This is a genomic window from Mesorhizobium sp. M0778, assembly GCF_040320105.1.
Taxonomy (GTDB): domain Bacteria; phylum Pseudomonadota; class Alphaproteobacteria; order Rhizobiales; family Rhizobiaceae; genus Mesorhizobium.
The window spans coordinates 75,853-102,829 of the sequence record NZ_JAMYPA010000017.1; the positions used below are offsets into that span (position 1 = coordinate 75,853).

Sequence of the window (26,977 nt, forward strand, 5' to 3'; positions counted from 1 at the left end):
CTCAGCCCGGACTGCCGGTCGCGTCGGCCGTCGACTGGGATCCAGCTTTACTCCGGACCTTGAAATATCGGGCGATGGCTGCCGCGACCAATGCCGGATCCTCCCAGTGCGGGTTATGCCCGCACCGCGCCGCGCCCACGAACTCCGCGGCAGGGATTTCTTCGAGGAGCCGCTGTTGGTGCGTTTCGTCGAAGAGCAGGTCGCGCCCGCCAGCAATGACAAGCGCCGGCAGGCGCAGCGTACGCGCCTTGTCGGTAAGATCGACGCGCCGAACCTGCTCCAGGATTGCTCGCCAAAGTGCCGCCGGCATGGCTGACGCCTCCTTTGCAACCATGGTCAGGAAGTCCGCTGGAACCTCGGCCTCGCAGGCATGCCAATAGTCATAGAACGGATCGGCCGGCGATATCGGGTCTCGAAGTGCCCGCACACCAATGGTCATCGGGTGATCCTCACCGATCTGCGGCCGCACCGTTCCGGCCATCAGCACCAGGCCGCCAATCATCTCGGGATAGCGCGCTGCTGCCTCGATCGCCACCATACTGCCCAAGGAATGCCCGACCAGAACCGGCCGCTCGAGGCGCAACCGCTCGATCAAACTCACCACATCTTCCGCGAAATCCGCTGACGCGAAGCCGCGTGTCCCGGCCGGCGAGGCGCCATGCCCGCGCAGGTCTGGGATGATAAGCCGGCGCCCGGCGAGATGCGGCGCCAGCAAGGAGAAGCTGCGGCTCGTGTCGGAGAAGCCGTGCACCAGCACCAGCGCGGGCTCCTGCCCGGCGATTTCGACGCAGGCCGTTTCAGTGCAGCCGGCACCGACCTTGCGCTTGCGGCCGTTCCAGCCAGCCTGATCGACCGATATCAAAGGCCGAGCTGCTGCTTGACCGCGTCGAGCGCGGGCTTGCCATCGAATGTGGTGACACCGGCAAGCCAGGCGCCGAGCCTATCCGGATTCCCTTTGATGGCCTTCAGGCCGGCTTCCTCAGGCTTCAGGCCGTCATTGATGAGATAGCCCATGCCGAGATTTTCGAAATCGATGTCGAAGGCGAGGTTCTTCAGCAACTGCCCGACATTCGGGCATTGCTGCAGATAGCCCTTGCGCACCTGCGTCGTCACCGTCGCGGCGCCGAAGTTCGGGCCATAGAACTTGTCGCCGCCGCTCAGATATTTGAAGTCGTACATCGTGTTCATTGGATGCGGCGCCCAACCCTGGAAGACGATGAAGCGCTTTTCCTTGATCTCGTAGCCGACCTCGGAAAGCATGCCGGCTTCACTCGATTCGACGACCTGCCAGCCATCGAGGCCCAGCGACTTATCGGCGATGGCGTCCATCATCAGCTGGTTCGAGCCCGGCTCGATGCCATACATCTTCCTGCCGAACTTGTCGGCGAACTTTTGCAGGTCGGCAAAATCCTTGACGCCGGCCTCCCACACGTAAGTCGGCACGGCAAAGGTGTATTTGGCGCCGACGAGATTGACGCGCACATCGTCTACCGAGCCGTCCTTCTTATAGGGCTCGTAATAGGTGATCATCGCCGGATCCCAATAGCCAAGGAACACGTCCAAATCATTGTTCTTCAAGGATTCATAGATGACGTTGATGCCCAGAAGCGAGCTTGCCGGCTTGTAGCCGAGCGCATCGAGCAAGACGCTGGTGACGCCGGTGGTGAAGGCAAGGTCGTTCCATCCAGGCTCGGCCATGCGCACGACCTTGCATTGTTCAGGTTCAGCCGCAAAGACCGGCTGGGTCGCCAGCAGGACCCAGAGCGAGGCGCCTATTCCAAGGCTCCGAAGCATTTCGGTTCTCCTCATTTCACCAACGGTGTTGACCATTCGGTCCTTATATTGTCCCACCGGTCAATTCTTGATCTCGGCGGACGAAAATGTCAACGTCGGTTTTCGATGCATGGATCCGGCCCGTGAAACTCAAGCGCCTCAGCGACATACGCCGCAAAGAGCTGCGGCAAGCCGCCTTTGCCGTGCTTCAGCGCGAAGGCATAGCTGGCGCCACCATAGAAAAAGTGGCGGCACAGGCCGGCGCGTCGAAGGGCATCGTGCTGCATTATTTCAACAGCAAGCGGGAACTGTTCGAGCACGCCATGCGCGAGTCGAACCTGGTGCTGCGTCATGCAGTGGTCGAGCGGCTGAAGCAGGCGCGCACCCCAATGCAACGGATAGATGCCATCATCGAAGGCAATTTCGAGCCGCATCTTTTCCAGCCGTCCCTCTGCCATGCCTGGCTTTCGCTTTGCGCGGAGGTGCCGCGCGACGAAAAGCTGGCCCGCATCCAGAAGGTGATCCATGCGCGCATGCGCTCCAACCTGCTGTCCGGCCTGCGCGGTCTGATGCCGGCGCCCGATGCTGACGAGATCGCCTTCGGCGTCACCGCCCTGATCGACGGGCTATGGTTGCGGCTTGGCCTGCAGCCCGGCAGCGTCACGCGTGAACAGGCCATTCATCACGTCAAGGAGTTTGTCGCTACCCGCCTGGCTGTTCGGCGCGATGCAGCCGCTGCCGAATAGACCATCGTGCCCGACAGCCGAAGTTCATACTGTAGGATAGGCTGGCGGCTTGACCACAGTTGCCAACGGCGCTGCTCTCCTTGTCAGACAAGACGGCATTGCGCGGGAGTGTTGGATGAGACTGGGCGGCAAACGGGCACTGGTCACCGGCGGCTCGGACGGGATCGGGCTGGCAATCGCCGAGGCGTTTTTGCGCGAAGGCGCGGACGTGCTGATCGTCGGCCGCGACGGCAAAAAACTCGACGCCGCCCGCAAGCAGCTCGGGGACGGCGTCGAAACGCTGTCGGCAGACCTGTCGGCCAGCGCCGGCATCGACGCCGTGGTCGAGCATGCCAGGCGCGGCCCACCTCTCGACATCCTCGTCAACAATGCCGGCGTGGCGTTCCTGGCGCCGTTCGAGACCGTCAGCGAGGACCAGTTCCAGCAATCGTTCGCGCTCAACGTCACGGCTGTATTCTTCCTCACCCAGCGACTGTTGCCGCATCTCGCGCCGGGCGGGGCATCGGTCATCAACATCTCATCCTATTTTGCGCACAAGATGATCCCGAAGCGGCCGTCCAGCCTCTATTCGCTGTCGAAGGGCGCGCTCAATTCGCTGACCAAGTCGCTCGCCTTCGAGCTCGGGCCGCGCGGCATAAGGGTCAATGCCATCGCGCCCGGCACGGTCGACACCGCAATGCGGCGCAGGTCGATCGAAAACCTGCCGGAAGCCGCGCAGGCCGAGCTCAAGGCCTATGTCGAGCGCAGCTACCCGCTCGGCCGCATCGGCCGAACCAGCGATCTTGCCGGCATCGCGGTCTATCTCGCCAGCGACGAAGCGGCGTGGACCAGCGGCGGCATCTTTGCAGTGGATGGAGGGTACACGGCGGGGTGAGGAGCGCGCGCTCTTCCTTCTCCCCTTGCGGGAGAAGGAAAAGGCGCTGCTTCAACCGATTTGCATCCCCATCGTCCACAATCTCCGCTTGAAGGCATTTGTGCAACGCGATACGCCGTTTGCAAATTTGCAACCCGGAGAGACTTCGTGAGCGCGCCAGAGACCAGAACCGAAACCGACACGTTCGGTCCCATCGAGGTCGCCGCTGACCGTTACTGGGGCGCGCAGGCGCAGCGTTCACTTGCCAATTTCAAGATCGGCTGGGAGAAACAGCCGGCGTCGATCGTGCGGGCGCTGGGCATCGTCAAGCGGGCCGCCGCCGAAGCCAATATGGAGCTGAAGCGACTCGATCCGGCGATCGGCAAGGCCATCATCGAAGCCTCCCAGGAGGTCATCGACGGCAAGCTCAACGAGCATTTTCCGCTGGTCGTCTGGCAGACCGGCTCGGGCACCCAGTCCAACATGAACGCCAATGAGGTGATCTCCAACCGGGCGATCGAGCTTTTGGGCGGCATCATGGGCTCGAAGAAGCCGGTGCACCCAAACGACCACGTCAATATGAGCCAGTCGTCGAACGACACCTATCCGACGGCCATGCACATCGCCTGCGCCGAGCGCATCATCCACGACCTGCTGCCGGCGCTGAGACATTTGCATGCGGCACTCGAGGCCAAGACCAGGGCTTTCGCCCACATCGTCAAGATCGGCCGCACCCACACCCAGGACGCGACGCCGCTGACGCTCGGCCAGGAGTTCTCCGGCTATGCGGCGCAGGTCGCCTCGTCGATCAAGCGCATCGAGATGACCCTGCCAGGTCTGCAGGAATTGGCACAGGGCGGCACCGCGGTCGGCACCGGCCTCAACGCGCCGGTCGGTTTTGCCGAAAAGGTGGCGGCACGTATCGCCGCGATCACCGGCATCGATTTCGTCACGGCGCCGAACAAGTTCGAGGCGCTGGCCGCCCATGATTCCATGGTCTTCTCGCACGGCGCCATCAATGCCTGCGCGGCAGCGCTGTTCAAGATCGCCAACGATATCCGCCTGCTTGGCTCCGGCCCGCGTTCGGGCCTCGGCGAATTGTCGCTGCCGGAAAACGAACCGGGCTCTTCGATCATGCCGGGCAAGGTCAATCCGACACAATGCGAGGCGATGACACAGGTTTGCGTGCAGGTGTTCGGCAACAATGCGGCGATCAGCTTCGCCGGCAGCCAAGGCCATTTCGAGCTCAACGTCTACAATCCGCTGATGGCCTATTGTTTCCTGCAATCGGTACAGCTGCTGGCCGACGCTTCGGTGTCGTTTACCGACAATTGCGTCGTCGGCATCGAGGCCCGCGAAGACAACATCAAGGCAGCGCTCGACCGTTCGCTGATGCTGGTGACGGCGCTGGCGCCGACGATCGGCTACGACAACGCCGCCAAGATCGCCAAGGCGGCGCACAAGAACGGCACGACGCTGCGCGAGGAAGCGCTGGCGACCGGGCTGGTCAGCGAAGCCGATTATGAGCGGCTGGTACGGCCGGAGGACATGACGCACCCGGGGTAAGTTGATCGCGAAAACGTTACCTCGGTGAACAATCCGTAACCAATCTGACGTCTTTGGTGAACAGTCGGCATGCGCTAACTGGACGGCTATCCCAAGTCGTTTGGCCAAACCCTTCTGGAGAGTTACGCATGTCCACCAACACGTCCACCAACACTTCGTTTGCCGGGTCCGGCACCGCCTCCGGCGCCTCGGGCACGATCCTGCTCGGCCGCATCCTGCTTTCGGTCATCTTCCTGCTTTCCGGCTTCGGCAAGCTGACGGCGATTGCCGGTACGGCCGGCTATTTCGGCAGCCTTGGCCTGCCGCTGCCGATGGTGACCGCCATTGTCGTTGGCCTCATCGAACTGCTTGGCGGCCTCGCCATCCTCGTCGGCTTCCAGACCCGGATCGTCGGCTGGGTGATGGCGATCTTCACCGTCGCCACCGCGCTGGTCGCCCACACCGGCTGGGCCGATCAGATGCAGATGATCAATTTCATGAAGAACCTCGGCATTGCCGGCGGCTTCCTCGTGCTCGCCTCCTCGGGTGCCGGCGCGTATTCGATCGACGCCAAGCGCGGCTGAAGCGGCCCAGCATTGCCTAGACAAAAGGGGCGCGGAATTTTCCGTGCCCCTTTTTCGTTGTCGGAATGCGTCGGTCGATCTGCTGGCCGGAACTCTGCTAAGATCGGGCGCTGGGCCAAAACGGCCGCTGATAACGGAGGTGAATCATGCCCCGCAATGCGCTGCTCTTGCTGTCCCGGCTGCTGCTCGCCGCACTGTTCGTGCCGTCCGGCTTCCATGCGCTTGCCGACATCGCCGGCACATCTAGCTATTTCGCCGGCCTCGGACTGCCGCTGCCAACACTCGCTGCCTGGGGCACGGGGCTGTTCGAGCTGATCGCCGGGCTGCTCATCCTCGTCGGCTTCAAGACGCCGATCGTGGCGTTGCTGCTCGCTGCGTTCTGCATCGCGGCGGGCTTCATCGGCCACTATGGCCAGGGCGGCGACGATCCGACGCTGACCTTCATGCATTCACAGATGCTGATGAAGGACATCGCCACTGCAGGCGGTTTTCTGGCGCTGGCAATGGCTGGCGCAGGTGCATGGTCGGCCGACGGCCGGATGGCTGCAGGGACTGGCTAAGCTGCCGCCCGGCTCGGCTCATTTGCTGTCGAGAAAGACGAACTCCGCAAGCCTGGTTATGTTTATGGGCTGAGAGAGAAAGGCGCCATGCCCCATTCGACCGACGCTGATGGTCAGGCAAACCTGTCTGCTTTCCACCGCGATCGGCAGCCATTCATATCCATATTGATCTGCGCCCTTGGGGGAGTAGCTCCGAAGATTGCTGTCAATCGCGACATACAGGTAGTTGCGCAATTGGATCAGGCTTGCCCTCTTAACGTATGGCAACAGGTCGGATCGGCCCACGATAGGCTCAAGAAAGTTGCCGAGGGGCTGATGAACGGACACGGTTCGATCGACAGCGCCAGGACAGAGATTAACGTCCGCATAAAACGTGTTCATCGAAATCGATCTTTGAAATTTGATCATTTCGTCGCTTATTCTAAATACAAAATAGTTTATCTTTTGCCCGCTTTTAGGTTTTAGAAAACCTGTGAGCAAATTGAACGGTGTTTTTCCGTCTGCGGCTTTTGGATAACTCTTCTCAAACTCAAACGCGCCTTTTGCAGCAACGGAAACCTTGGAAACCGTCTGAGCTCTGGCCGCGTCGAAAATCAACAATGGCAGGATGGAAAGCAGCAGCAGCAGGACTTGACTGGATTTCACGATCTTCTCCCAAGCGTGGATCTCGCAGCGAATTGCCACATGCAATTGGCGTCGTGCCTGAAACTACTTCACTGAAATACTGGAGCCACCCTCGACCGCCAGCACCAGCCGACGATTGGTGACCCTTGCCAGCTGTGCCAGCCGGCCGGCGGGCCGCTCGCCGTAAAGATCGGCCAGCGCTGCCGGCAGCACCAGCGCCAGCACGCCATTGCCGCGGTTTTCCCATTTCAGCCGTGGCATGACGCCCGGCATTGCCGCGGTCAGCAAATAGACGACGCGCAGCAGCGCGGCCAGCACACGGGCGCGCTCGAGATAGCGCGGTGTCGCCAGTCCGCGGATTTCCGGAGCGGCTTCATTGAATACGCCCTCGTGGCGAAACAGGCTGACAAGCGCCAGGAAGGCGCGGCCGGGATGGTCGACGCCAATGAACGAGGCGTGGGCGATGATGTTGAGCGATTGCTTGCCGCGATATTCGGGATGGGCACGCCAGCCGATATCGGCGAGCAGGCAGGCGGCGTGGCGGTAGCGCGCCTCGTCCCTGGTTTCGTCGATGCCGAAGGCAGCGAAGGCCTTGCCGGTCCACTCGACAAGCTCATGCGCGTGGTCGACCGAGCGCGAGCGCAGGCGGGCAAGCTCTTCCGCCGCCGAGATCAGCGGATCGGCCTTCTGCTCGGCCTCGTCGAGCAGCGAGTAGAGAAAGCCCTCGCGCACGCCCAGCGCCGACACGATGATCTTCGACGGCTGCATCGCCGCCATGATCTCCTGCAGCACGATGGCGCCGTAGGGCAGCAGCGAGCGGCGGTTCTTCGAGACGCCCTCGATGCCCTTGACCTTATCGATCTCTGCTTTCGCGACCTGCCGGAGGAAGTTCGCGGCGCTTTCGATGCCGATCTCGTAATGGTGCATGACGCCGAGCGGGTAGTTGGTCATTTCCATGTGCAGACGGGCGAGGTTTCGCCAGGTGCCGCCGACCGTGTAGAAGGCCCTGCCCTGTCCGCCCTTCAGCAATTTCGCCCGCGCCAGTTGCTCGCGCGTGATCTTTGCCGCCTGGGTCAGCGAGTTCTTCGCCATGTCCTGCAGGCGCAAGCCGCCCAACGGCAGGGTGATGCCGTCACCGATCGCCTCGCCGTCGATATCGATCAGTTCGAGGCTGCCGCCGCCAAGATCGCCGGCGATGCCGTTGGCCGGGTGGAAACCGGAGATGACGCCGAGCGCCGAATAATGGGCTTCCTCGCGGCCGCTCAGCACCTGGATCTCGGTCTTGAGTACATCCTCGGCGCGGTGGATGAAGTCGGGGCCGTTGACCGCCTCACGGGCGGCGGCGGTCGCCAACACATACATGCGCTCGGCGCCGGCCTGGTCGGAGAGCGCGCGGAAACGGCGGAACTCTTCCATCGAGCGCGTCACCGCCTCGGGATCGAGCTTTCCGGTCGAAACGATGCCGCGGCCGAGGCCGGCGAGCATCTTTTCGTTGAACAGCAAGGTCGGCGAGCGCGCCAGCCCTTCATAGATGACAAGACGGATCGAGTTCGACCCGATATCGATGATGGACAGCGGTCGGCGGTCCTGAAGCCGGCCCTGGGACGCTGAAATCATCAGCCCGTCGCTGCGTTCTGTTTCTTGCGGCGCTTGAACTGCGCGATGCGCTTGGGCGCATGCGACTTCAACGCATCGCCCCGTCCGGACAGGCTCGGATTGGTCATGAAATATTCCTGCGCGTTGAACGGTTCCTCGCCCTCCTCCAGCACAACGCGCCGGGAGGTTCCGTCAGCCAATACGTCGAAACTTTGCTGGTTGTCCATGATGTTGCCGAGCATGATCTGGCCGAGCACCTGTTCATGCACAGTTGGATTGGTGATCGGCACCATGGTCTCGACCCGGCGGTCGAGATTGCGCGGCATCAAATCGGCCGAGGAGATGTAGACGATCGCCCCGTCCGAGGGCAGGCCGTGGCCGTTGCCGAAGCAATAGATGCGGCTGTGCTCGAGGAAGCGGCCGACGATCGACTTCACCCTTATGTTCTCCGACAGGCCCGGCACCTGCGGTCTCAGGCAGCAGATGCCGCGCACGACGAGATCGATCTCGACGCCGGCGCGGCTGGCATCGTAGAGCGCATCGATGATGATCGGATCGACCAGCGCATTCATCTTCATCCAGATGCGAGCCGGCCTGCCATCCAGCGCGTGGCCGATCTCGTCCGAAATATGCTTGAGGATGCGGTTGCGCAGCGTGAACGGCGATATGGCCAGCCGCATCTGCTCGGCCGGCTCGGCATAGCCGGTGATGAAATTGAACAATTGCGCGACATCGCGCGCGATCGTCGGATCGGTGGTGAAGAAGGACAGGTCGGTGTAGATGCGCGCGGTGACCGGGTGGTAATTGCCGGTGCCGAGATGCACGTAATTGCGTAGCCTGCCATCCTCGCGCCGCACCACCAGCGACATTTTCGCGTGGGTCTTCAGCTCGAGAAAGCCGAAGACGACCTGGACTCCGGCGCGCTCGAGGTCGCGCGCCCAGCGGATGTTGGCCTCCTCGTCGAAGCGCGCCTTGAGCTCGACCAGCGCCGTCACCGACTTGCCGGCCTCGGCGGCGTCGACCAAAGCCCGCACGATCGGGCTGTCGTTGGAGGTGCGGTAGAGCGTCTGCTTGATCGCCACCACTTCCTGATCGGCCATCGCCTGGCGCAGGAACTGCACCACCACGTCGAAGGATTCGTAGGGGTGGTGGACGATGATGTCCTTCTCGCGGATGGCGGCAAAGCAATCGCCACCATGCTCGCGGATGCGCTCCGGGAAGCGCGGATTGTAGGGCGTGAACTTCAGATCGTCGCGAGCGACGGCGACGATCTCCGAGATCTGGCTAAGCGCCAGCGGCCCGGTAAGCACGCTGATGCGGCTGGCCGAGACGCCAAGCTCGCCGGCGACGAAGTCGCGCAATTCGGACGGCATCAGCCTGTCGAACTCGATCCGGATGACCGAGCCGCGGCGGCGACGCTTCAGCGCCGTCTCGAACAGCCGCACCAGATCTTCGGATTCTTCCTCGACCTCGATATCGCTGTCGCGGATGATGCGGAACGTGCCGGAGCCCTTGACCTCATAGCCGGGGAACAGCTTGCCGATGTAGAGACTGACCGCCTCTTCGAGCGGAACGAAGCGGACGTGATGCTTGCGATCCGGCAAGCGGATGAAGCGCCTCAGCGCTACCGGCAGGCGCAAAAGCGCGCTCATTTCCTCGCCGTTCTTGCGGTGGCGCAATTGCAGCGCCATCGAGAAACCGAGATTGGGAATGAACGGAAACGGATGCGCTGGGTCGATCGACAGCGGCGTCAGGACCGGAAACACCTGCTCCTGGAAATGGTCCTCGAGCCAGGTCTTCTCGTCCTTGGTCAGCGCATCGCGGGTGATGCTCTCGATGCCTTCCTTGTTGAGCTGCAGCATCAGCGCCGAAAGGCTGTTCTGCTGGTCCTCCTGCAGGCGCTCGACCTCGCGCAGCAATTGTTCGAGCTGCTGCTCGGGGGTGCGCCCGTCCGGGCTCTTCAGCACGATACCCTCGCGCACCTGGCCGGCAAGACCGGCGACGCGGACCATGAAGAACTCGTCGAGATTGGCCGCCGATATCGACAGGAAGCGAACGCGCTCGAGCAGCGGATGATTGGCGTTCAGCGATTCCTCGAGCACGCGCCGGTTGAATTGCAGCCAGGAAAACTCGCGGTTGACGAAGCGGTCAGGATTGCCGCCTTCGCGGCTCGCAGCCTCGATGGTGATGAATTCGCTTTGCACCGGCTTCAGTTCGTTCATGGTTCCTGCTCTTCCTACACCAGCCGTCGGCGCCAGCCTTAACCGGCTTAACTTATCCTCTGACAGGCTTTTGCGACAGTTTCATTTCATCGATCTTGCAAAGAGACGGGTTATGATCCAGATCCAATCGACAAGATCAGGAGACGACGATGGCAGGCGGTTCCATTCCCCATTTCCAGAACGATGCGGGCTATCCGGCAATCGACATCGGCGTCAAGGAATTCATGTGCACCGGCGCCAATCCGCCTTTCGACCATCCGCATGTATTTCTCGACATGGGCGACGACAATGAAAAGGTCTGCCCCTACTGCTCGACGCTCTATCGCTATTCGCCGAAGCTGAAGGCATTGGAAACGGTGCCGCCGGGCTGCCTTTATATCGACCAGGCCGCCTGATTCTTCCGCGACAAGCCTGATGCGAGAAACGCAGTCCCGGCATGTGGTCATCGCCGGGGCGGGCGTCGCCGGGCTGACCGCGGCACTGGCCTTCGCCGAGCGCGGCCATCGGATAAAACTGTTCGAACAGGCGCAGCACCTCGAGGCTGCCGGAGCCGGCATCCAGCTGTCGCCCAACGCGACACGCATTCTTCGACAACTCGGCGTACTCGATCGGCTGCTGCCGACGGCGGTGCGGCCGGAGGCGGTCGTGCTCAAGGATGCCGCCACGCTGGGCGAGCTGGCGCGCGTACCGCTTGGCCAGGCCGCCGAAACGCGCTGGGGAGCGCCCTATCTCGTTGCCCACCGCGGCGATCTGCAGTCAGCGCTGATGGCGCGGACAGCCGAGCGACCCGAGTTCGAGCTTGTCACCGGCGCGCGCGTCGGCAGCGTAGCATCCGGACCGAATGGCATCACCGCAACAGTCGAGATTGCCGGCACGACCATCGAAACCGAGGCATCGTTGCTGGTGGGAGCCGACGGCGTCTGGTCGTCGGTGCGAGAAAAGCTGGCCCGCACGGAGGCCGACTTTGTCAGAAGCCGATTCTCGGGCGAGCTTGCCTGGCGAGCCACGGTGGCCGCGGACAGCCTCGCCGGACAGGCCTTCGGCATGATCGGTGCGCCCGATTGCGTTACTGCATTCCTCTATCCCGACTTCCATATGGTCGCCTATCCGGTCAGCCGTGGCACTGCCTTTAATCTCGCCGCCTTCACCAGGGGTGAGCGAATCGCCGAGGGCTGGTCGGGGCATGCCGACCCCGCCAGCCTCGTCAGTGCCATGCGCGGTACCGCGCCGGCGCTGGTCCGTCTGGCGAGCGAGGCGGCGCCGTGGACGGCATGGCCGATCCACACCGTCGAGCAGCGGCGGTGGACGACACCGGAAGGCGTCGCGCTGATCGGCGATGCGGCGCATGCGATGACGCCCTTTGCCGCACAGGGCGCGGCGATGGCGATCGAGGACGCGGCGACGCTTGCCGGCTTCGTTGCCACCTCGCCTGCCGATCTCAGCGGCGCGCTTGCCGCTTGGGAACAGGCGCGGCGGCCGCGCGTCGCCCAGGTCGCCCGCCGCGGCGCGGTCAACCGCCTCGCCTGGCACGCGGCCGGGCCGGTGGCGATGGCCCGCAACCTGTTCCTGGCGATGCGCTCACCCGAAAAGCTCGCCGCCGATCTTGATTGGCTTTATGGCTAGCGGGCGCGCGAGTCTGGGGATCGGCGATAAAAAGCTCGATAGGCCGGCGGGACAGCGCCCCCCTCTGTCCTGCCGGACATCTCCCCCACAAGGAGGGAGATTGGCAGTTTCGGCGCCTTGCTAGGTCCTGCAAGGTTAGAGATTGGCGAAAGGAGGGCTCGAAGGATCGCGGCGTTGATCAGCCGGAACCCTCTTCAATTGTGAAGCCGCATCGACAGGCCGAGCGAGGCTGGCAGCGGGTTCCACCAGCCGGTGCGCAGCCCGGCCGTGCGCAGTGCCGCCGCCGTCCAGGTGTTGCAGCCGATCAGCGCGTTGAAATGGCCATTGGCTTCGAAGAAACGATCGAAGCGGGAATAGGCCGCATTCTCGATCGGAATGGCCCCGTTCGGCCCCCGCTGGAAGCTTGCCGCAATGTAATCGAGCAGCGCTGCAAAGCGTTCGTCGCCGATGTCGAAGCCGGCGACGTCGGGATGCGGCTCGGCGATGTCGCCGGAAATGTCGACATGCATCACCGAGGCATCGACGGTCAGCGCCTTCATCACCGGCATCGGCTTCAGCTCCGACCAGGTCGGCGTCTCCAGATAGAAGGCGCGGCCGCCCCAGCCGAAGACGATGTAGCGGACCTCCGCCATGTCGGCAGGAATGCCGGCATCGACCAGGAAATGGAAGCGCCGGCGCATATCGTCGTCGACCGGAATGGCGATGTCGGTGTGGATCGGATTTTGCAGCACCAAGATGCGGTGGCTTGCGCCGATCGGATCGGCAACTGCCGCCGGCCAGAGCGGGCGCGGCAGCAGCGTGCCCAGCGCTGCGGCAAGCACTGTTGCAACGACCAGCAGGCCAAGAAAACGGGCAAGCTTCTTCATGGGAAAGGCTTAGAGCAAGCCATGCTCAAGGTGAAGCGTCTCTGGAGTTGCACGGCTGACAAAGCGCTTGACGCGTATCCTCCCCGGGAGGATATGCTCAAGCATGTCAGATCACCTCCACGCCTCGCATCCTTCCATCATAAAGCGCCTGAAGCGCGCGCAAGGTCACCTTGCGGCTGTGCTGGCCATGATCGAGGCGCATCGCCCTTGCGTTGATCTGGCGCAGCAGCTTCATGCCGTCGAAAGGGCCATCAGCAGCGCCAAGCGCGAGCTGATCAACGATCACATCGAGCATTGCCTCACGGACAGCGTGGAAACCGGCGGCAACTCGCTGGCGGAACTCAAGCAGCTGGCGAAGTATCTATGAATGCCATCGTAGCCCGCATTCTGGACTGGCTCGGGTTCGGCTCGCACGCCGCACATCATCACGGCGATCACGGTTCGCACGGTCACACCCACGGCGTCATCGATGCGACAATTGCTACCACCGACCGGGGCATCTGGGCAATCAAATGGTCGTTCGTAATCCTGGCCATCACCGCGGCGTTGCAGATGGTCGTGGTTGTGCTGTCGGGGAGCGTGGCATTGCTGGCCGACACGATCCATAACATCGGCGATGCGACAACGGCGATCCCGCTATGGATTGCGTTCGTGCTGGCGCGGCGCAAGCCGTCGCGGACCTTTACCTATGGCTTGGGCCGGGTCGAGGATCTGGCCGGCATCATCATCGTGCTCATCATCCTGTTCAGCGCTGTTGTCGCCGCCTACCAAGCCATCGACAGGCTGATCAATCCACAAGTAGTGACACACCTCGGCTGGCTGACGGCGGCGGGCATTGTCGGCTTCCTCGGCAACGAGGCGGTTGCCGTGTTCCGTATCCGCGTCGGCCGCGAAATCAACAGCGCGGCACTCATTGCCGACGGCTACCACGCCCGCACCGACGGACTTACCAGCCTTGCCGTGGTCATCGGAGCCATCGGCGTCTGGCTCGGCTTTTCCTTGGCCGACCCGATCGTCGGCCTGCTGATCACGATTGCGATCTTCGGTATCGTGTGGCAATCGGCCCGTTCGGTGCTGACCCGCATGCTGGACGGAATCGAACCCGGTGTGATGGATGAAATCCGACATGCCGCCGAGCATGTTGCGGGCGCGCATATTGTCGATGCTAAGGCGCGCTGGGTCGGTCATAGATTGCACGCCGACATCGCAATTGCCGCGGACGAAACCTTACCGCTGTCGGCGGCGAACAAGATCGCGGCAGCGCTGAAAGACGAACTGTCCCAGCATATGCCAGCCCTGGCTGAGGCGAATGTCCGGTTTTCAACGGAACGTGGAGAGAACGACCATCCGCACCCTCACGAGCACACGCATGACCACGGCCACATGCACTGACGCTCGCCGATTTTCTGCTAGTCTCGTCCGATGTTCCAGACGCTCGTCGAATTTCAGCGCACGATCTATCTGACGCTCGGCGAGCAGATCAAGCTGCTTGCGGCCGGAGGCAATTGGCTGGCATTCATGGCCTTCCTGCCGATGGGCGTCGTGTTCGGGGCTGCCCATGCGCTGACGCCGGGTCATAGCAAGGCGGTCCTGGCGACCTATCTTGCCGGTTCGGATGCGAAGGTCTCGCGCGGCCTGCTCGTGTCTATCACGCTATCGTTCACGCATGTGACGATTGCCGTTCTGATTGCGGCTCTCTCGCTGCCACTGGTCTCCATAGCATTGGGCAGCGTTGGCCGCGCTCCGCTCCTGGAGCATATCAGTCGTGGGCTGCTCGGCCTCATTGGCGTCTGGATGCTCTGGCGCGCTTTGAGCCACAGCCATCACCACAGGCACGAAGGCGAGGCTGTCGGCGTGATGGCAGGCCTGATCCCCTGCCCGCTGACGCTTTTCGCGATGACTTTCGCGATCTCCAGGGGTGTTCCGGCAGCGGGCGTCCTGTTTGCCATCACCATGATGGTCGGCGTGGCGCTGACGCTGTCCTGCGTCGCGGTATTGTCGATCGTGTTTCGGGAACGGCTTGTACAGTTTTTCGCGCGCCAGCCACGGCTGTTCGAAACCATCTCCCGGGCCATCGAGGGCGCTGCCGGTCTCGCCCTTGCCGGCGTCGCTGTCTGGCAGATCACATCAGCTTAAGAGAAAACATGGTTTCAGCCACTGCATGGCGTCCGGGCCGGTGCAGCAGTTGGAACGAGCCAAGCCGACGCCGGTCATGTCACATCGATCACGACCATCAGCCCGCCGCCGCCCTTCTCCTCGACATTGTTGTTCGTGGTGTGATGCGGGATGTGGCAATGGATCAGCCATTTGCCCGGACGCTGTGCCTTCCAGATCACGTCATAGCGCTGACCTGGCCCGACGTTGACTGTATCGGCAAGGAAACGACCCGAGGCAGGGATCGTCTCGCCGTCGCGGGCAACGACCTCGAACGGTCCGCCATGGATGTGCATCGGATGGATGAAGCCGTTGTTGGTGCCGATGAACCGCACCTTGAGCGTCTCGCCGACCTTCATCGGAATCGTCTCGGTCGAGGGATAGGCCTTGCCGTTGATGGTGAAGAAATTCGGCATGCCGCCGTCCATCGGCATCGACGGGTAGGTCAGCCCTTCCCGCACCAGCCATTCCTGAAGCTCGATGACGTAATCATGGTCGGCCGCGACCTCATCGGCGGGATTGGCGGGATCGATGATCAGCGCACCGTAGAGGCCGAGCGCCTGGGTCCGGTCCGGCTTGGCATGGGGGTGATAGAAATAGGTTCCGTGCTGGGTTGCGGTGAATTCGTATGAATAGGATTGGCCGGGCTCGATCGGCGCCTGCGTGATCTCGGCTGGCCCATCCATCTGGTTCGGCAGGATCAGGCCATGCCAATGCACCGTCGTTTCCTCAGGCAGGCCGTTGACGACGTTGATCCTGACCCGATCGCCCTGGCGAATGTGAATTCGCGGACCGGGAATCTGGCCATTATAGGCATAGGCGTCGACCGCAACGTCCGGCAGGATCTGCCAGCGGACCACCGAAGGCCTGAGCTCGAACACCTTGATGCCGTTCTCCATTCGAAAAGGCAGGTCCTGGTCACCCTTTGCCGTCAGATCATAAGAGGCGGCCACAAGGCGAGGATCGGTGGCGGCCATGTCGCGCATCGCGTCGGCCGGCGTGTCGCGGTCCATGATCATGCCTTGCGGCATGATCACCCCGCCGACGTCGCGCGCCGACAGCGTCAGGTTCAGCCAATTCGCCGGCGCGATCATGCCGATGGCGAGGGCCAGCAGGGAGACCATGCTGAGGGCGGCGACTTGCGGGGTCGTGGCATCCGTCTCCATGTGATGACCGGCGCCGCCTTTGCCTTTGTGGGAAGCCATATCGTGGTGCTGCCCGTGATGGCCGCTGGCGTCGGCCTGCTGCATTTGCATCTGCGCGTGTTGCCCTTGGTGGGGCTGCTCTCGACCGTCGGTGCCGGCCGCCTGTTGGCGCTGTGTCATCAGCCCATGTTTCAAGCCGCGGGCGACCAGCCAGACATTGGCCGGGTAGGCAAGCGCAAAGCCGGCGATGACGCCGATCGACATCACGCCCCAGAACAAAAGCTCCGTCGGTTCCATCGCGCGCATGTCGCGGCCCATCATCAGAAAACTCATGACCGGCGCCATGCCGGCCATCATGAAGTTCATGGAGATGAACTCGGGCAGAAAGCTCTTGCGCACATTCTCCCAATAGGTGCCGCCCATCATCGATTTCATGAACAGCGACTGGAAGATGAACAGGCCGAAGGCAAAGCCGGCGAGATATTCGACGATCAGGTCGATCCACATCGGCAGGCCGAGCGCCGCCGTGACGGCGGCGGCAAGAATGATGCCGGTGGCATCGCCGGCGACGCAGTGGATGGTGGAGCCGACGCCCTGCTTCCAGAGCGGCCGGGTAAAGAGTTCATGCTCGCCCGGCCGGGGCTCCTTGTCGGCTAGCACGTAGAGCAGCAAGCCGAGCGGACCCATATAGAGGGTAACCAGGATGAATCCCCATTTCATCACCACCGGCTCGGGATTGTTGCGATATTGATCGAAGCCGACATAAAGCGTCGAAGCCAGCGCCAGTGCGAACCAGACGACGAGAAAATAATCGATCGGTTGGATGAGCATCGGGATGAACCTTGACCTGCCGCCGCACGCGCCAACGCGGCTCGTTATACAACTCCCAATGGCAATGAACGCAGCCGGCGCGCTTATGATCCGTGCCGGCCTTAGCTACCAGGTTGCAAGGTGACCACTCGAGCGGCCTGAAGCACGCTTGCTATCTTCTCGCGCCGCGCACGGTCAGCGCTCGTCGAATACGCGTAAGGCCCTGAGCAACGCAGCGAGCCCGGTCCGCCGGTCTTGTTCCGAACCGGCGTACAGGATCAGTGCAGGATCTGCGACAGGAACAGTTTCGTGCGTTCGTGGCGCGGGTGGTCGAAGAACTCGGCCGGCGTGTTCTGCTCGACGATCTGGCCTTGGTCCATGAAGATCACCCGGTTGGCGACTTTGCGCGCAAAGCCCATTTCATGGGTGACGCAGAGCATGGTCATGCCTTCCTCGGCCAGCCCGACCATCGTCTCCAGCACTTCCTTGATCATTTCCGGGTCGAGCGCCGAGGTCGGCTCGTCGAACAGCATGATACGCGGGTTCATGCACAGCGAGCGGGCGATCGCCACGCGCTGTTGCTGGCCGCCGGAAAGCTGGCCGGGATATTTGTTGGCCTGTTCCGGGATCTTGACGCGCGTGAGGAAATGCATGGCGATTTCCTCGGCCTGCTTCCGCGGCATCTTGCGCACCCAGATCGGCGCCAGCGTGCAATTCTCGAGGATGGTCAGATGCGGAAACAGGTTGAAGTGCTGGAACACCATGCCGACTTCGCGGCGCACCTCGTCGATCTTCTTCAGATCGTTGGTCAGTTCCTTGCCGTCGACTATGATCTTGCCCTTCTGGTGTTCCTCCAGCCGGTTGATGCAGCGGATCATCGTCGATTTGCCGGAGCCCGACGGGCCGCAGATGACGATCCGCTCGCCGCGCATCACCTTTAGATTGATGTCCTTCAGGACATGGAATTCGCCGTACCATTTGTGCATGGCGATGATGTCGATGGCGACATCGGTGGTGGAAATATGCATCTTGGCGGCATTGACCTTGATCTCTTCCGCGCTGACGGCGTTTTCTATGACCATGACAAGGTCCCCTTTTTAGCGTTTGTGGCCGGTGTCGAGACGGCGTTCCGTGTACATTGAATAGCGCGACATGCCGAAGCAGAACAGCCAGAAGATGAAGGCCGCGAACACCAGGCCGGACCTGGCCGTCTGCGGCGTTGCCCAGCTGGCGTCGGAGAAGTTCTGCTTGACGATGCCGAGGAGGTCGAACATCGAGATGACGATGACCAGGCTGGTGTCCTTGAACATGCCGATGAAGGTGTTGACGATGCCGGGAATGACCAGCTTCAGCGCCTGCGGCATGACGACCAGACCCATCTTCTGCCAGTAGCTGAGGCCGAGCGAATCGGCGCCCTCATACTGGCCTTTGGGGATCGCCTGCAGGCCGCCGCGCACCACTTCGGCCATGTAGGCGGCGGCAAACAGCGACACGCCGATCAGCGCGCGCAGGAACTTGTCGAAGCTGACGCCGGCCGGCAGGAACAGCGGTAGCATCACGCTGGCAAAGAACAGCACCGTAATCAGCGGGATGCCGCGTACCGTCTCGATGAAGATCACGCACAGCAGCTTGACGATCGGCATGTTCGAGCGCCGGCCGAGCGCCAGCACGATGCCGACCGGCAGCGACACAGCGATGCCCACGAAGGACAGGCTGAGTGTCACCAGCAGTCCACCCCAAAGCGGGGTTTCGACATAGGGCAGGCCGAACATGCCGCCGAGCAGCAGAACGAAGGCGACGACCGGCAGCGCAAAAAAGAGAAGAATGGCATTCAGCCCCTTGCGCGGTACGCGCGGAATGAGCAGCGGCACCAGCAGCGCCACGAACAGGATGGCGACCAGGATCGGGCGCCAACGCTCTTCCAGGGGATAGCGGCCGAACATGAACTGGCCGAACTTGGCGTTGACGAAGGCCCAGCAGGCGCCGGTCCAGCCGTCCGGCTGGATGCCGCCCTGCGCCACGGTGGCGCAGACCGTGCGGTCCGGTCCCGTCCACTGGGCGTTGATGAAAGCCCAATTGACGATCTGCGGCAGGATCATGGCAACCAGCACGATGCCGATGATGGTCAGGATGGTGTCGCCGGTCGACGCGATCAGATTCTTGCGGACCCAGGCGCCGAGGCCGCGCTCGCTCGACGGCGCCGCCTGCGCCAGCGCCATCTCCGTCCGCACCCAGGACATATCGTGCTCTTGCATGGCCTTATCTCTCCACCAGCGCCATCCTGGCGTTCACCACGTTCATGACCGCCGACGTGATCAGGCTGAGCGCCAGGTACACCGCCATCATGATCACCACGCCTTCGACTGCCTGCCCGGTCTGGTTCAAGACCGTGCCAGCCGTCGCCGTCAGGTCCGGATAGCCGATGGCGATGGCGAGCGAGGAATTCTTGGTCAGGTTGAGGTACTGGCTGGTCAGCGGCGGAATAACGATGCGCATCGCCTGCGGCACGACGACAAGTCTGAGGATCGATCCCGAACGCAGCCCGAGTGCAGCGGCCGCCTCGGTCTGGCCTGCGCTGACGCCCCTGATGCCGGCGCGCACGATCTCGGCGATAAAGGCGGCCGTATAGCAGGACAACGCCAGATAGAGTGACAGGAACTCGGGCCTGACCTGAAAGCCACCGACGAGATTGAAGGTCGACTGCTTTGGAAATTCAAAGCTCAGCGGAAAGCCGCTCAGCGCGTAGGCCAGCAGCGGCAGGCCGACGATCAACGCTATGGATGTCCAGAACACCGGGAATGGCTGCCCCGTCGCCATCTGCCGCTGTCGCGCCTTGCGGGCGACGAACCAGGCCATGGCGATGCCGAGGAGCAGTGCGACCAGGATCAGCCAGGATCCCTCGCCCCACATAGCGCGGGGAAAATAGAAGCCGCGCTGGTTGAGAAAGGAGCCGAACGGCAAATTGATGCTGTCGCGCGGCGGCGGCAGCACGGCGAGCACGCCGGAATACCAGAAGAAGATGACCAGCAGCGGTGGGATGTTGCGGAACACCTCGACATAAACGGTGCAGATCTTCCTGATCAGCCAGTTATGCGACAGCCGGCCTATGCCGACGATGAAACCGATGATGGTGGCGGTGATGATGCCGACGACAGCAACGATCACGGTGTTGATAAAGCCAACCAGGATGGCACGGAAATAGGTCGAATCCGATGAATAAGCGATGGCGCTTTCGCTGATGTCGAAGCCGGCGCGGCCCTTGAGAAAGCCGAAGCCGGAAGCGATGTGCAGCCGCGTCAAATTGGCGATGACGTTGTGGGTGACCCACCAGACACCCGCTACCAGCAGGACGAGGACCAGTGCTTGAAAGAATATGCCGCGGACGCGAGGATCATTGATGAAGGAACCGCGGCTTGGCTCCTCGCGAAGAATTTCCTGCGATGCCATTAAACCACCACCCTTCTGGCGACCATCCCCTGGAAAGAGAAACCGGAAGGCAGGAAGCTGCCTTCCGGATCACATTTCGATCAGCGGATCGGCGGAGCGTATTGCAGGCCACCCTTGGTCCACAACGCGTTGATGCCGCGCGCGATCTTCAGCGGGCTGCCCGAACCGACATTGCGTTCGAACATTTCGCCGTAGTTGCCAACTGCTTTGACGATGTTGACGACCCAGTCGTTGGAGACGCCGAGATCGGTGCCGATCTTGGTGTCGGCTTCCTGGCCGAGCACGCGCTTGATCTCAGGATTGTCCGAGTTCTTCATCTCGTCGACATTAGCCTGGGTGATGCCCAGTTCCTCGGCCTGCAACAGCGCAAAGTAGGTCCACTTGACGATGTGGTACCACTGGTCGTCACCCTGGCGCACGGCCGGGCCGAGCGGTTCCTTGGAGATGATCTCGGGCAGCACGACATGGTCGGCCGGCGCGCTGAGCGTCAGGCGGATGCCGTAGAGACCCGACTGGTCGGTGGTGTAGACGTCGCAGCGGCCGGCGTCATAGGCGGCGTTGACCTCATCCAGCTTTTCGAAGACGACGGGGTTGTATTCCATCTTGTTCGCCTTGAAGTAGTCGGCGAGATTGAGCTCGGTCGTGGTGCCGCTCTGCACGCAGACCGCCGCGCCCGAAAGCTGCAGCGCCGAATTGACGCCCGGCAGTTTCTTGGCGTTGATCATGAAGCCCTGACCGTCATAATAGGTGACGCCGACGAAGTTCAGGCCAAGTGCCGTATCGCGGTTGATGGTCCAGGTGGTGTTGCGCGACAGGATGTCGACCTCGCCCGACTGCAGCGCGGTGAACCGCTCCTTGGCGCTGAGCGGCGTGAATTTGACTTTGGTGCCATCGCCGAAGACGGCGGCCGCCACGGCGCGGCAGAAATCCACATCGATGCCTTTCCATTCACCCTTGTCGTCCGGCGCCGCGAAGCCAGCAAGACCTGTGTTGGTGCCGCACTGGATGAAGCCTTTCGCCTTGACGTCGTCGAGCGTGCTCGCGGATGCGGCCGAAGCCGCGAATCCAAACGCGGCGGCGCCCAAAACGCCGATTGCAATGTGTTTCATGACCCACAGACCCTTTTCTGTTTTTTCCAGGCGAACCTGACTTTTTCCCGTGTGAACGCAGCTTCGTATCCCGGCCCATTACCGGAATCCCGCATCGTAACCGACGCGCTGTCTCCCATTCACGAACAACATCGAAGGCGATTATTCCTGTGAGGTCAAGGGAAATGACCAAATCCGAAAGACTTTGAAAACCAACTGGCTGAAATGCCTGAATCGCAGACAAACGCGCCCGCAAATCGGTCAACGCGCCGATAAAGCCGGCAAAATCCGATCGCGCCTTCCCGACCGCGACTTCCCGACCGCGCCGGGCGCCCTGCGGATCTACGGCGCATTGCTGAATTGGCATATTCAAGACCTTTGCCTGGCGAGTGCGGTGCGGTTGCGCGGCCAATGCCGCCGCACTATGGCTAACGACCTACTCACGGGACGAAATGCAATGGCAAAAGACGGCAGCGAGATGGGCATCAACACGCGGCTCGCCCATTCCGGCAACAACCCGCATGACTATTTCGGCTTCGTCAACCCGCCGGTGGTGCATGCCTCGACCGTGCTTTATCCCAACGCGGCGGCGATGGCTTCACGCAGCCAGAAATACACCTACGGAACGCGGGGCACGCCGACCACCGATGCGCTGAACAGCGCGATCGATGCGCTGGAAGGCTCTGCGGGCACGGTCGCGGTTCCATCGGGCCTGGCGGCGGTGACGCTGCCGCTGCTCGCCTTCCTGTCGGCCGGCGATCATCTGCTGATCGTCGATTCCGTCTATCACCCGACCCGCAATTTCGCCGACACGATGCTGAAGCGGCTGGGCATCGAGGTCGAGTATTACGAACCGCGCATCGGCGCCGGCATCGCGGCGCTGATCAAGCCCAACACCAGGGTGGTGTTCACCGAATCGCCGGCCTCCAACACTTTCGAGGTGCAGGACATACCGGCCATCGCCAAGGCAGCGCATGCCGCCGGCGCCATCGTCATGATGGACAACACATGGGCGACGCCGCTCTACTTCCGCCCGCTCGACCATGGCGTCGACATCTCGATCCATGCGGCGACGAAATACCCGGCCGGCCATTCCGACGTGCTGCTCGGCACGGTCTCGGCCAACGCAGCCTGCTGGAAGCAGCTTTGCGAGACGTTCAACACGATGGGATGCTGCGCCGGGCCGGATGACGTCTACCAGGTGCTGCGCGGCCTGCGCACAATGGGCGTGCGGCTGGAGCACCATCAAAAGAGCGCGCTTGCCCTCGCCGGCTGGCTGGAGGGCCAGCCGGGCGTGGCGCAGGTGCTGCATCCGGGGCTGCCCAGCCATCCCGACCACGTTTTGTGGAAGCGCGATTTTTGCGGATCGAGCGGCATCTTCTCTATCGTCCTTGCAGGCGGCGGACAGAAGCAGCAGCACGCCTTCCTCGACGCGTTGAAGTTTTTTGGCCTCGGCTATTCCTGGGGCGGCTATGAGAGCCTTGCCGTGCCGGTATTCCTGGGCGACCGTACCGTCGCCAAGGGCCCGTATGACGGACCGCTGGTGCGCCTGCAGATCGGGCTCGAGGATGTCGAGGATTTGAAGGCCGACCTGGCGCGCGGGCTGGCGGCGGCCGCAGAGGCCTGAGCCAGCACCTTGCCAGACTGAGTCAGGAATCGGCGTAACAGCCTGGAAACACTGCGATCCTGAGCGGTGTCATGGCGACCGATCAGCCGATGAAGCGGCGTCTACAAAATAGAGACGCCGGCGTGGCGGAAGCGATAGAATAGCTTCTGCCGGCGCTTGATGCGGATCGAGGCTGGCCGGCGGATCGGTCGGGAACCTTTTGTCGGCCGATGCATCCAATATCCCGATGAGAAGCCTATCAGGAGATCGCCAATGCCGGCTGTGTTGACGGCAACGTCCGCCGCTTCCGGCGACATGCAGCTTGTCGGCCGCGCGCTGGCACGCGATGGCGATGCATTCCGCACCATCATCAAGACGCACAACCAGAGGCTCTACCGCATCGCCCGCGGCGTTGTGCGCAACGACAGCGAGGCCGAGGACATCGTCCAGGAGGCCTATGTCAGGGCGTTTGCCCACCTCGAGGCCTTTCGTGGCGATGCCTCGCTCGCCACGTGGCTGTCGCGTATCGTCATCAACGAAGCGCTCGGCCGCTTGCGCAAAAGGCGGCGAATGGTGGCGATACCTGAAAATCCGCAAGCCGAAATCATCCGGTTTCCCCTCAACCCGAGCGACGATCCGGAGCGGACGATGGCGCAACGGCAGATCCTTGAGCTTGTCGAACGGGCAACCGACAGTCTTCCCGATGTCTACCGGCTGGTGTTCGTGGCGCGAGTCATCGAGGGGCTGAGCATCGAGGAGACCGGCGAACTGCTTGGCGTGCGACCAGAAACCATCAAGACCCGGCTGCACCGCGCTCGTGCGCTGGTGCGCAAGGCGCTGGACGACCAGATCGGCCCGGTGCTGCTCGACGCGTTTCCGTTCGCGGGCCGGCGCTGTGAACGGCTGACCAATGCCGTGATGCAGCGGCTTGGTCTTTCCGGATAGGTCGCGTCGATTTTCGCGGGAACGTTTTCCGGCGACCTGCATCCAATGAGCATCACTGAAAACGAAGCCCGATGCAGCTCGGCGTCGGGGCGAAGGAGAGCATCATGTTTATTCGATCGACCACGGCACTGGCCGCATTTTTCCTGCTTAGCGCAGCGCCCTTGTCGCAAGCTGCCGACAAGCCGACCGATCCGCAGATCGCACATATCGCCTACACAGCGGGCGTGCTTGACGTCGAGGCGGCCAAGCAGGCGCTGCAGAAATCGAAAAACAAAGAGGTCGTAGATTTCGCCAAGGACATGGTGCGGGATCACGAGGCCGTCAACAAACAGGCTCTCGACCTGGTCAAGAAGCTCAAGGTCACGCCTGAGGACAATCCGACCAGCAAAGCGCTGACCAAGGCGGCGGCCGAGGAACGTGCCAAGCTTGCCAAGCTCAAGGGCGCGGCGTTCGACAAGGCCTATGTCGCCAGCGAGGTGGCCTACCACAAGCAGGTCAATGGCGCGCTCGAAACTCTGCTGATCCCGTCGGCCGGCAATGCCGAGCTGAAGAGCCTGCTGGAAACCGGCCTGAAAATATTCCAGGGCCACGAACAGCACGCCGAACACGTCGCCGGTATGCTGAAGTGAGGATCGGGCCAATGGTGTCGAGGCGGCATCTGTGGGTTGCGCTGGCGCTGACCATCGGCGCCGCACCTGCCAAGGCCGAAACCATTGAGGTGACGATCGACAAGGTTGTGTTTTCGCCCGGAAACATCGAGGCGAAGGTCGGCGACACGATCAAGTGGGTGAACAAGGACGTGTTCGCCCACACGGCAACCGTCAACGGCGGCTGGGAAGTGATGATCCCGCCGAAGCAGGCAGCAAGCCTGATGGTGAAGAAGGCCGAATCGGTCGATTATTTCTGCCGCTTCCATCCCAATATGAAGGGCCATGTGACGGTGACATCGCCCTGACTGGCTAATGCCTGTCGCGCAAAAGTGTGCAGCGGTTTTGCGATAACGACATGCATAAAACAAGAGCCTAAAGCGCGTCGCATGAGGCCGGTCGAACGCGACGTGCTTTTAGGCCGCCAGCCATGCCGTCCCGACAAGAAGCGTGACCAGCGTCAATGGCAGGCCAACCTTGAAGAAGGCGATGAAGCCCAGCGGCTTGCCGGAGACCCGCGCGTGCTCGGCAACGATCAGATTGGCGACCGAGCCGAGCAGCGTGAAATTGCCGGCCAGGGTCGAGCTCATGGCGACGACCAGCCAGGCTCGCTCTGGATTCTCCAGGCCGGGTATGAACGGCCGCAGCGCCAGCACGGCCGGAACGTTGCTCATGATGTTGGACAGCACTGCGGTGAAGCCGGACAGCCGCCAGACATCATTCAGCCCAAGGTCCTTTGCCGAAGCGACGATGTCGGGCGTCAGCAATGTCTTTTCGGCACCGGCGACGACGATGAACAGCCCGGCGAACATGAACAGCAGCGGCCCGTCGATCTCGCGATAGATGCGCTCAGGCTTGATGGCGCGGGTCAGCAACAGAATCGCACCGCCAATCAGCGCCGCCTTGGCTACGGGAACGCCGGCAAAGAAAGCGACCGCCAAACCGATACAGACGACCACCGCCTTGAGCACCTGCCCCGGCAGCATGCGGCCGCGATAGACTTCGGGGCTGAGCTCGGCCTTGCGCGAAAATTCGGCGCGGTAGACGATGCGGATGATGACGATGACGGCGAAGAGGCCGAACGCCGCGACCGGTGCAAGTGCCGCCGAGAAGGCCGGATAGGAAATCCCCGACAGGGCGCCGATGACCATGTTCTGCGGATTGCCGGTGATGGTGGCGACACTGCCGCAATTCGAGGCCGTGGCGGTGGCGATCAGATAGGGAACCGGGTTGCGGTTGATGACGCGGGTGACATGGACGACGATCGGCGCCATGACCAGGCAGATGGCGTCGTTGACCAGGAATGCCGACAGGACGCCGGTCAACAGCGTCACCATCACCAGCAGCATGAATGGCGCATGCGCATGCTCAATGGCGAACCCGCCGAGCGCGCGAAAAGCGCCGGACACTTTCAGATGCGCCACGACGATCATCATGCCGAGCAAAAGCGTGATGGTGTCGAAGCTGATGGCGCGGTAGGCGTCCTCCATGCTGAGCGCGCCGATGGCGATCATCGCCGCACCGCCGAGCAGCGCGATGCCTGCCCGGTCGAGGCGTAGCCCTGGTATCGTGCCGATGGCGACGCCGGCATAGGTCAGGACCAGGATCAGCAATGCCGCCGCGCCCATCGCTGTCATGTGTTGGAAATCCTGTTCGCGACTGGCGAGTGAACCTGTCCGGAATGGACGCTGAAATATTGGCGATCCCGACAGGATTCGAACCTGTGACCATCGGCTTAGAAGGCCGGTGCTCTATCCAGCTGAGCTACGGGACCGCTGGCCGGCCGCATGACCGGCTGATTGTTGGCGCCGGCAGGGCCGGTATGAGATCAATGCGTCCAGGGCGTCCTGCGGTCATAGCGGAAATTCTCCGCATAGGAAATCTGGCGGCGTTTGATTTCCTTCGGCTCCTCGACGCGGAAAGACAGCCCTTCCTTCTCGGCATAGGCGACCGCCTCTTCCCTGGTGTCAAAGGTCAGCCTGATCTGGCTTCGCATGTCGCCGGACGTGGTGTAGCCCATCAGCGGATCGATCTTCTTGCGCTGCTCCGGATCGAATTCCAGCACCCAATAGCCGGTCTTGGCCTTGCCGGACTGCATCGCGGTTTTGGCTGGGCTGAAAATGCGGGCTGACATGACCACCTC

Annotated in this window: 27 protein-coding genes and 1 tRNA gene; 14 read left to right on the plus strand and 14 right to left on the minus strand. The window is 62.3% G+C overall.

Annotated features, from left to right (window positions below; genetic code table 11):
* Window position 1 precedes the first annotated feature (1 nt).
* Together NKI22_RS22175 and choX are read right to left on the minus strand one after the other, a co-directional pair.
* Entirely contained in the window at window positions 2-862 is an 861-nt protein-coding gene (locus tag NKI22_RS22175) for an alpha/beta fold hydrolase (protein ID WP_023722736.1), read from the minus strand.
* Window positions 859-1,794 carry a choline ABC transporter substrate-binding protein gene (choX, locus tag NKI22_RS22180; protein ID WP_031195251.1) on the minus strand — a complete coding sequence of 312 codons (936 nt, stop codon included), beginning with the start codon at window positions 1,792-1,794 and terminating at the stop codon, window positions 859-861. The genes NKI22_RS22175 and choX overlap by 4 nt, the downstream gene beginning before the upstream one ends.
* A gap of 122 nt (window positions 1,795-1,916) precedes the next feature.
* Here choX and betI point away from each other — a divergent pair, with 122 nt between their 5' ends.
* The 5 genes from betI to NKI22_RS22205 all read left to right on the plus strand — a co-directional run bounded on the left by betI (window position 1,917) and on the right by NKI22_RS22205 (window position 6,061).
* Complete coding sequence (gene betI, locus NKI22_RS22185; protein WP_031195249.1) at window positions 1,917-2,519, plus strand: choline-binding transcriptional repressor BetI; 603 nt, start codon at window positions 1,917-1,919, stop codon at window positions 2,517-2,519.
* A 115-nt stretch (window positions 2,520-2,634) separates the two neighbouring features.
* Window positions 2,635-3,393 carry an SDR family NAD(P)-dependent oxidoreductase gene (locus NKI22_RS22190; RefSeq protein ID WP_023722733.1) on the plus strand — a complete coding sequence of 253 codons (759 nt, stop codon included), beginning with the start codon at window positions 2,635-2,637 and terminating at the stop codon, window positions 3,391-3,393.
* 147 nt (window positions 3,394-3,540) lie between these two features.
* Entirely contained in the window at window positions 3,541-4,938 is a 1,398-nt protein-coding gene (fumC, locus tag NKI22_RS22195; RefSeq protein WP_023722732.1) for a class II fumarate hydratase, read from the plus strand.
* A 128-nt stretch (window positions 4,939-5,066) separates the two neighbouring features.
* Window positions 5,067-5,501, plus strand: coding sequence for a DoxX family protein (locus NKI22_RS22200; protein ID WP_023722731.1), 435 nt, complete (start codon window positions 5,067-5,069; stop codon window positions 5,499-5,501).
* Between the two features lie 146 nt (window positions 5,502-5,647).
* On the plus strand, window positions 5,648-6,061 hold the full coding sequence (locus NKI22_RS22205) for a DoxX family protein (RefSeq protein ID WP_352850313.1): 414 nt from the start codon (window positions 5,648-5,650) through the stop codon (window positions 6,059-6,061).
* An 18-nt stretch (window positions 6,062-6,079) separates the two neighbouring features.
* Here NKI22_RS22205 and NKI22_RS22210 read toward each other — a convergent pair whose 3' ends face one another.
* The 3 genes from NKI22_RS22210 to NKI22_RS22220 all read right to left on the minus strand — a co-directional run bounded on the left by NKI22_RS22210 (window position 6,080) and on the right by NKI22_RS22220 (window position 10,503).
* Window positions 6,080-6,706 (minus strand): hypothetical protein, encoded by a 627-nt coding sequence (locus tag NKI22_RS22210; protein WP_352791287.1) that lies wholly within the window; start codon window positions 6,704-6,706, stop codon window positions 6,080-6,082.
* Between the two features lie 63 nt (window positions 6,707-6,769).
* Window positions 6,770-8,302, minus strand: coding sequence for an exopolyphosphatase (ppx, locus tag NKI22_RS22215; RefSeq protein WP_352850310.1), 1,533 nt, complete (start codon window positions 8,300-8,302; stop codon window positions 6,770-6,772).
* A complete protein-coding gene (locus NKI22_RS22220; protein WP_352481763.1) occupies window positions 8,302-10,503 on the minus strand; it encodes an RNA degradosome polyphosphate kinase in 2,202 nt (733 codons plus the stop codon). Before NKI22_RS22220 ends, ppx begins: the two co-directional genes overlap by 1 nt.
* Window positions 10,504-10,652: 149 nt before the next feature.
* Here NKI22_RS22220 and NKI22_RS22225 point away from each other — a divergent pair, with 149 nt between their 5' ends.
* Window positions 10,653-10,898, plus strand: a complete 246-nt coding sequence (locus NKI22_RS22225; RefSeq protein WP_023722726.1) for a zinc-finger domain-containing protein — start codon at window positions 10,653-10,655, stop codon at window positions 10,896-10,898.
* 19 nt (window positions 10,899-10,917) lie between these two features.
* Complete coding sequence (locus tag NKI22_RS22230) at window positions 10,918-12,126, plus strand: FAD-dependent monooxygenase (RefSeq protein WP_352850308.1); 1,209 nt, start codon at window positions 10,918-10,920, stop codon at window positions 12,124-12,126.
* A gap of 194 nt (window positions 12,127-12,320) precedes the next feature.
* Here NKI22_RS22230 and NKI22_RS22235 read toward each other — a convergent pair whose 3' ends face one another.
* The gene (locus NKI22_RS22235; RefSeq protein ID WP_352481908.1) at window positions 12,321-12,992 is read right to left on the minus strand and encodes a TIGR02117 family protein; all 672 of its coding nucleotides are present in this window, start codon (window positions 12,990-12,992) and stop codon (window positions 12,321-12,323) included.
* A 103-nt stretch (window positions 12,993-13,095) separates the two neighbouring features.
* Here NKI22_RS22235 and NKI22_RS22240 point away from each other — a divergent pair, with 103 nt between their 5' ends.
* Genes NKI22_RS22240 through NKI22_RS22250 form a run of 3 tightly spaced genes read left to right on the plus strand, consistent with a single transcriptional unit; the run spans window position 13,096 to window position 15,128 of the window.
* Window positions 13,096-13,359 carry a metal-sensing transcriptional repressor gene (locus NKI22_RS22240; protein ID WP_023719742.1) on the plus strand — a complete coding sequence of 88 codons (264 nt, stop codon included), beginning with the start codon at window positions 13,096-13,098 and terminating at the stop codon, window positions 13,357-13,359.
* Window positions 13,356-14,384 carry a cation diffusion facilitator family transporter gene (locus NKI22_RS22245; protein ID WP_502895887.1) on the plus strand — a complete coding sequence of 343 codons (1,029 nt, stop codon included), beginning with the start codon at window positions 13,356-13,358 and terminating at the stop codon, window positions 14,382-14,384. Before NKI22_RS22240 ends, NKI22_RS22245 begins: the two co-directional genes overlap by 4 nt.
* Before the next feature lie 30 nt (window positions 14,385-14,414).
* Entirely contained in the window at window positions 14,415-15,128 is a 714-nt protein-coding gene (locus tag NKI22_RS22250) for a HoxN/HupN/NixA family nickel/cobalt transporter (RefSeq protein WP_023719744.1), read from the plus strand.
* Between the two features lie 74 nt (window positions 15,129-15,202).
* Here NKI22_RS22250 and NKI22_RS22255 read toward each other — a convergent pair whose 3' ends face one another.
* From NKI22_RS22255 to NKI22_RS22275, 5 genes are all read right to left on the minus strand, one after another.
* Window positions 15,203-17,122: a multicopper oxidase domain-containing protein gene (locus NKI22_RS22255; RefSeq protein ID WP_352814888.1), complete on the minus strand. Its 1,920-nt coding sequence runs from the start codon at window positions 17,120-17,122 to the stop codon at window positions 15,203-15,205.
* Window positions 17,123-17,379: 257 nt separating this feature from the next.
* Window positions 17,380-18,129, minus strand: coding sequence for an amino acid ABC transporter ATP-binding protein (locus NKI22_RS22260; protein WP_031194215.1), 750 nt, complete (start codon window positions 18,127-18,129; stop codon window positions 17,380-17,382).
* A 69-nt stretch (window positions 18,130-18,198) separates the two neighbouring features.
* Window positions 18,199-19,356 carry an amino acid ABC transporter permease gene (locus NKI22_RS22265; RefSeq protein WP_023719747.1) on the minus strand — a complete coding sequence of 386 codons (1,158 nt, stop codon included), beginning with the start codon at window positions 19,354-19,356 and terminating at the stop codon, window positions 18,199-18,201.
* A gap of 4 nt (window positions 19,357-19,360) precedes the next feature.
* Window positions 19,361-20,548, minus strand: a complete 1,188-nt coding sequence (locus tag NKI22_RS22270; RefSeq protein WP_023719748.1) for an amino acid ABC transporter permease — start codon at window positions 20,546-20,548, stop codon at window positions 19,361-19,363.
* 80 nt (window positions 20,549-20,628) lie between these two features.
* Complete coding sequence (locus tag NKI22_RS22275; protein WP_023719749.1) at window positions 20,629-21,657, minus strand: amino acid ABC transporter substrate-binding protein; 1,029 nt, start codon at window positions 21,655-21,657, stop codon at window positions 20,629-20,631.
* A 436-nt stretch (window positions 21,658-22,093) separates the two neighbouring features.
* On the opposite strand from NKI22_RS22275, the gene NKI22_RS22280 reads away from it, so the two are divergent.
* The 4 genes from NKI22_RS22280 to NKI22_RS22295 all read left to right on the plus strand — a co-directional run bounded on the left by NKI22_RS22280 (window position 22,094) and on the right by NKI22_RS22295 (window position 25,142).
* Window positions 22,094-23,263, plus strand: coding sequence for a cystathionine beta-lyase (locus NKI22_RS22280; protein ID WP_352481770.1), 1,170 nt, complete (start codon window positions 22,094-22,096; stop codon window positions 23,261-23,263).
* 252 nt (window positions 23,264-23,515) lie between these two features.
* The gene (locus NKI22_RS22285; RefSeq protein ID WP_023719752.1) at window positions 23,516-24,187 is read left to right on the plus strand and encodes an RNA polymerase sigma factor; all 672 of its coding nucleotides are present in this window, start codon (window positions 23,516-23,518) and stop codon (window positions 24,185-24,187) included.
* Window positions 24,188-24,291: 104 nt separating this feature from the next.
* Window positions 24,292-24,816, plus strand: coding sequence for a DUF4142 domain-containing protein (locus NKI22_RS22290; protein ID WP_023719753.1), 525 nt, complete (start codon window positions 24,292-24,294; stop codon window positions 24,814-24,816).
* Window positions 24,817-24,827: 11 nt separating this feature from the next.
* Window positions 24,828-25,142, plus strand: a complete 315-nt coding sequence (locus NKI22_RS22295) for a cupredoxin domain-containing protein (RefSeq protein ID WP_352481771.1) — start codon at window positions 24,828-24,830, stop codon at window positions 25,140-25,142.
* Between the two features lie 108 nt (window positions 25,143-25,250).
* Here the strand turns inward: NKI22_RS22295 and NKI22_RS22300 are convergent, their stop codons facing one another.
* The 3 genes from NKI22_RS22300 to NKI22_RS22310 form a co-directional block, all read right to left on the minus strand.
* Window positions 25,251-26,471: an anion transporter gene (locus tag NKI22_RS22300; protein WP_352495570.1), complete on the minus strand. Its 1,221-nt coding sequence runs from the start codon at window positions 26,469-26,471 to the stop codon at window positions 25,251-25,253.
* Between the two features lie 60 nt (window positions 26,472-26,531).
* Window positions 26,532-26,608: transfer RNA gene (locus tag NKI22_RS22305), tRNA-Arg, on the minus strand.
* 54 nt (window positions 26,609-26,662) lie between these two features.
* Window positions 26,663-26,968, minus strand: coding sequence for an ETC complex I subunit (locus NKI22_RS22310; protein ID WP_352515784.1), 306 nt, complete (start codon window positions 26,966-26,968; stop codon window positions 26,663-26,665).
* Window positions 26,969-26,977 lie beyond the last annotated feature (9 nt).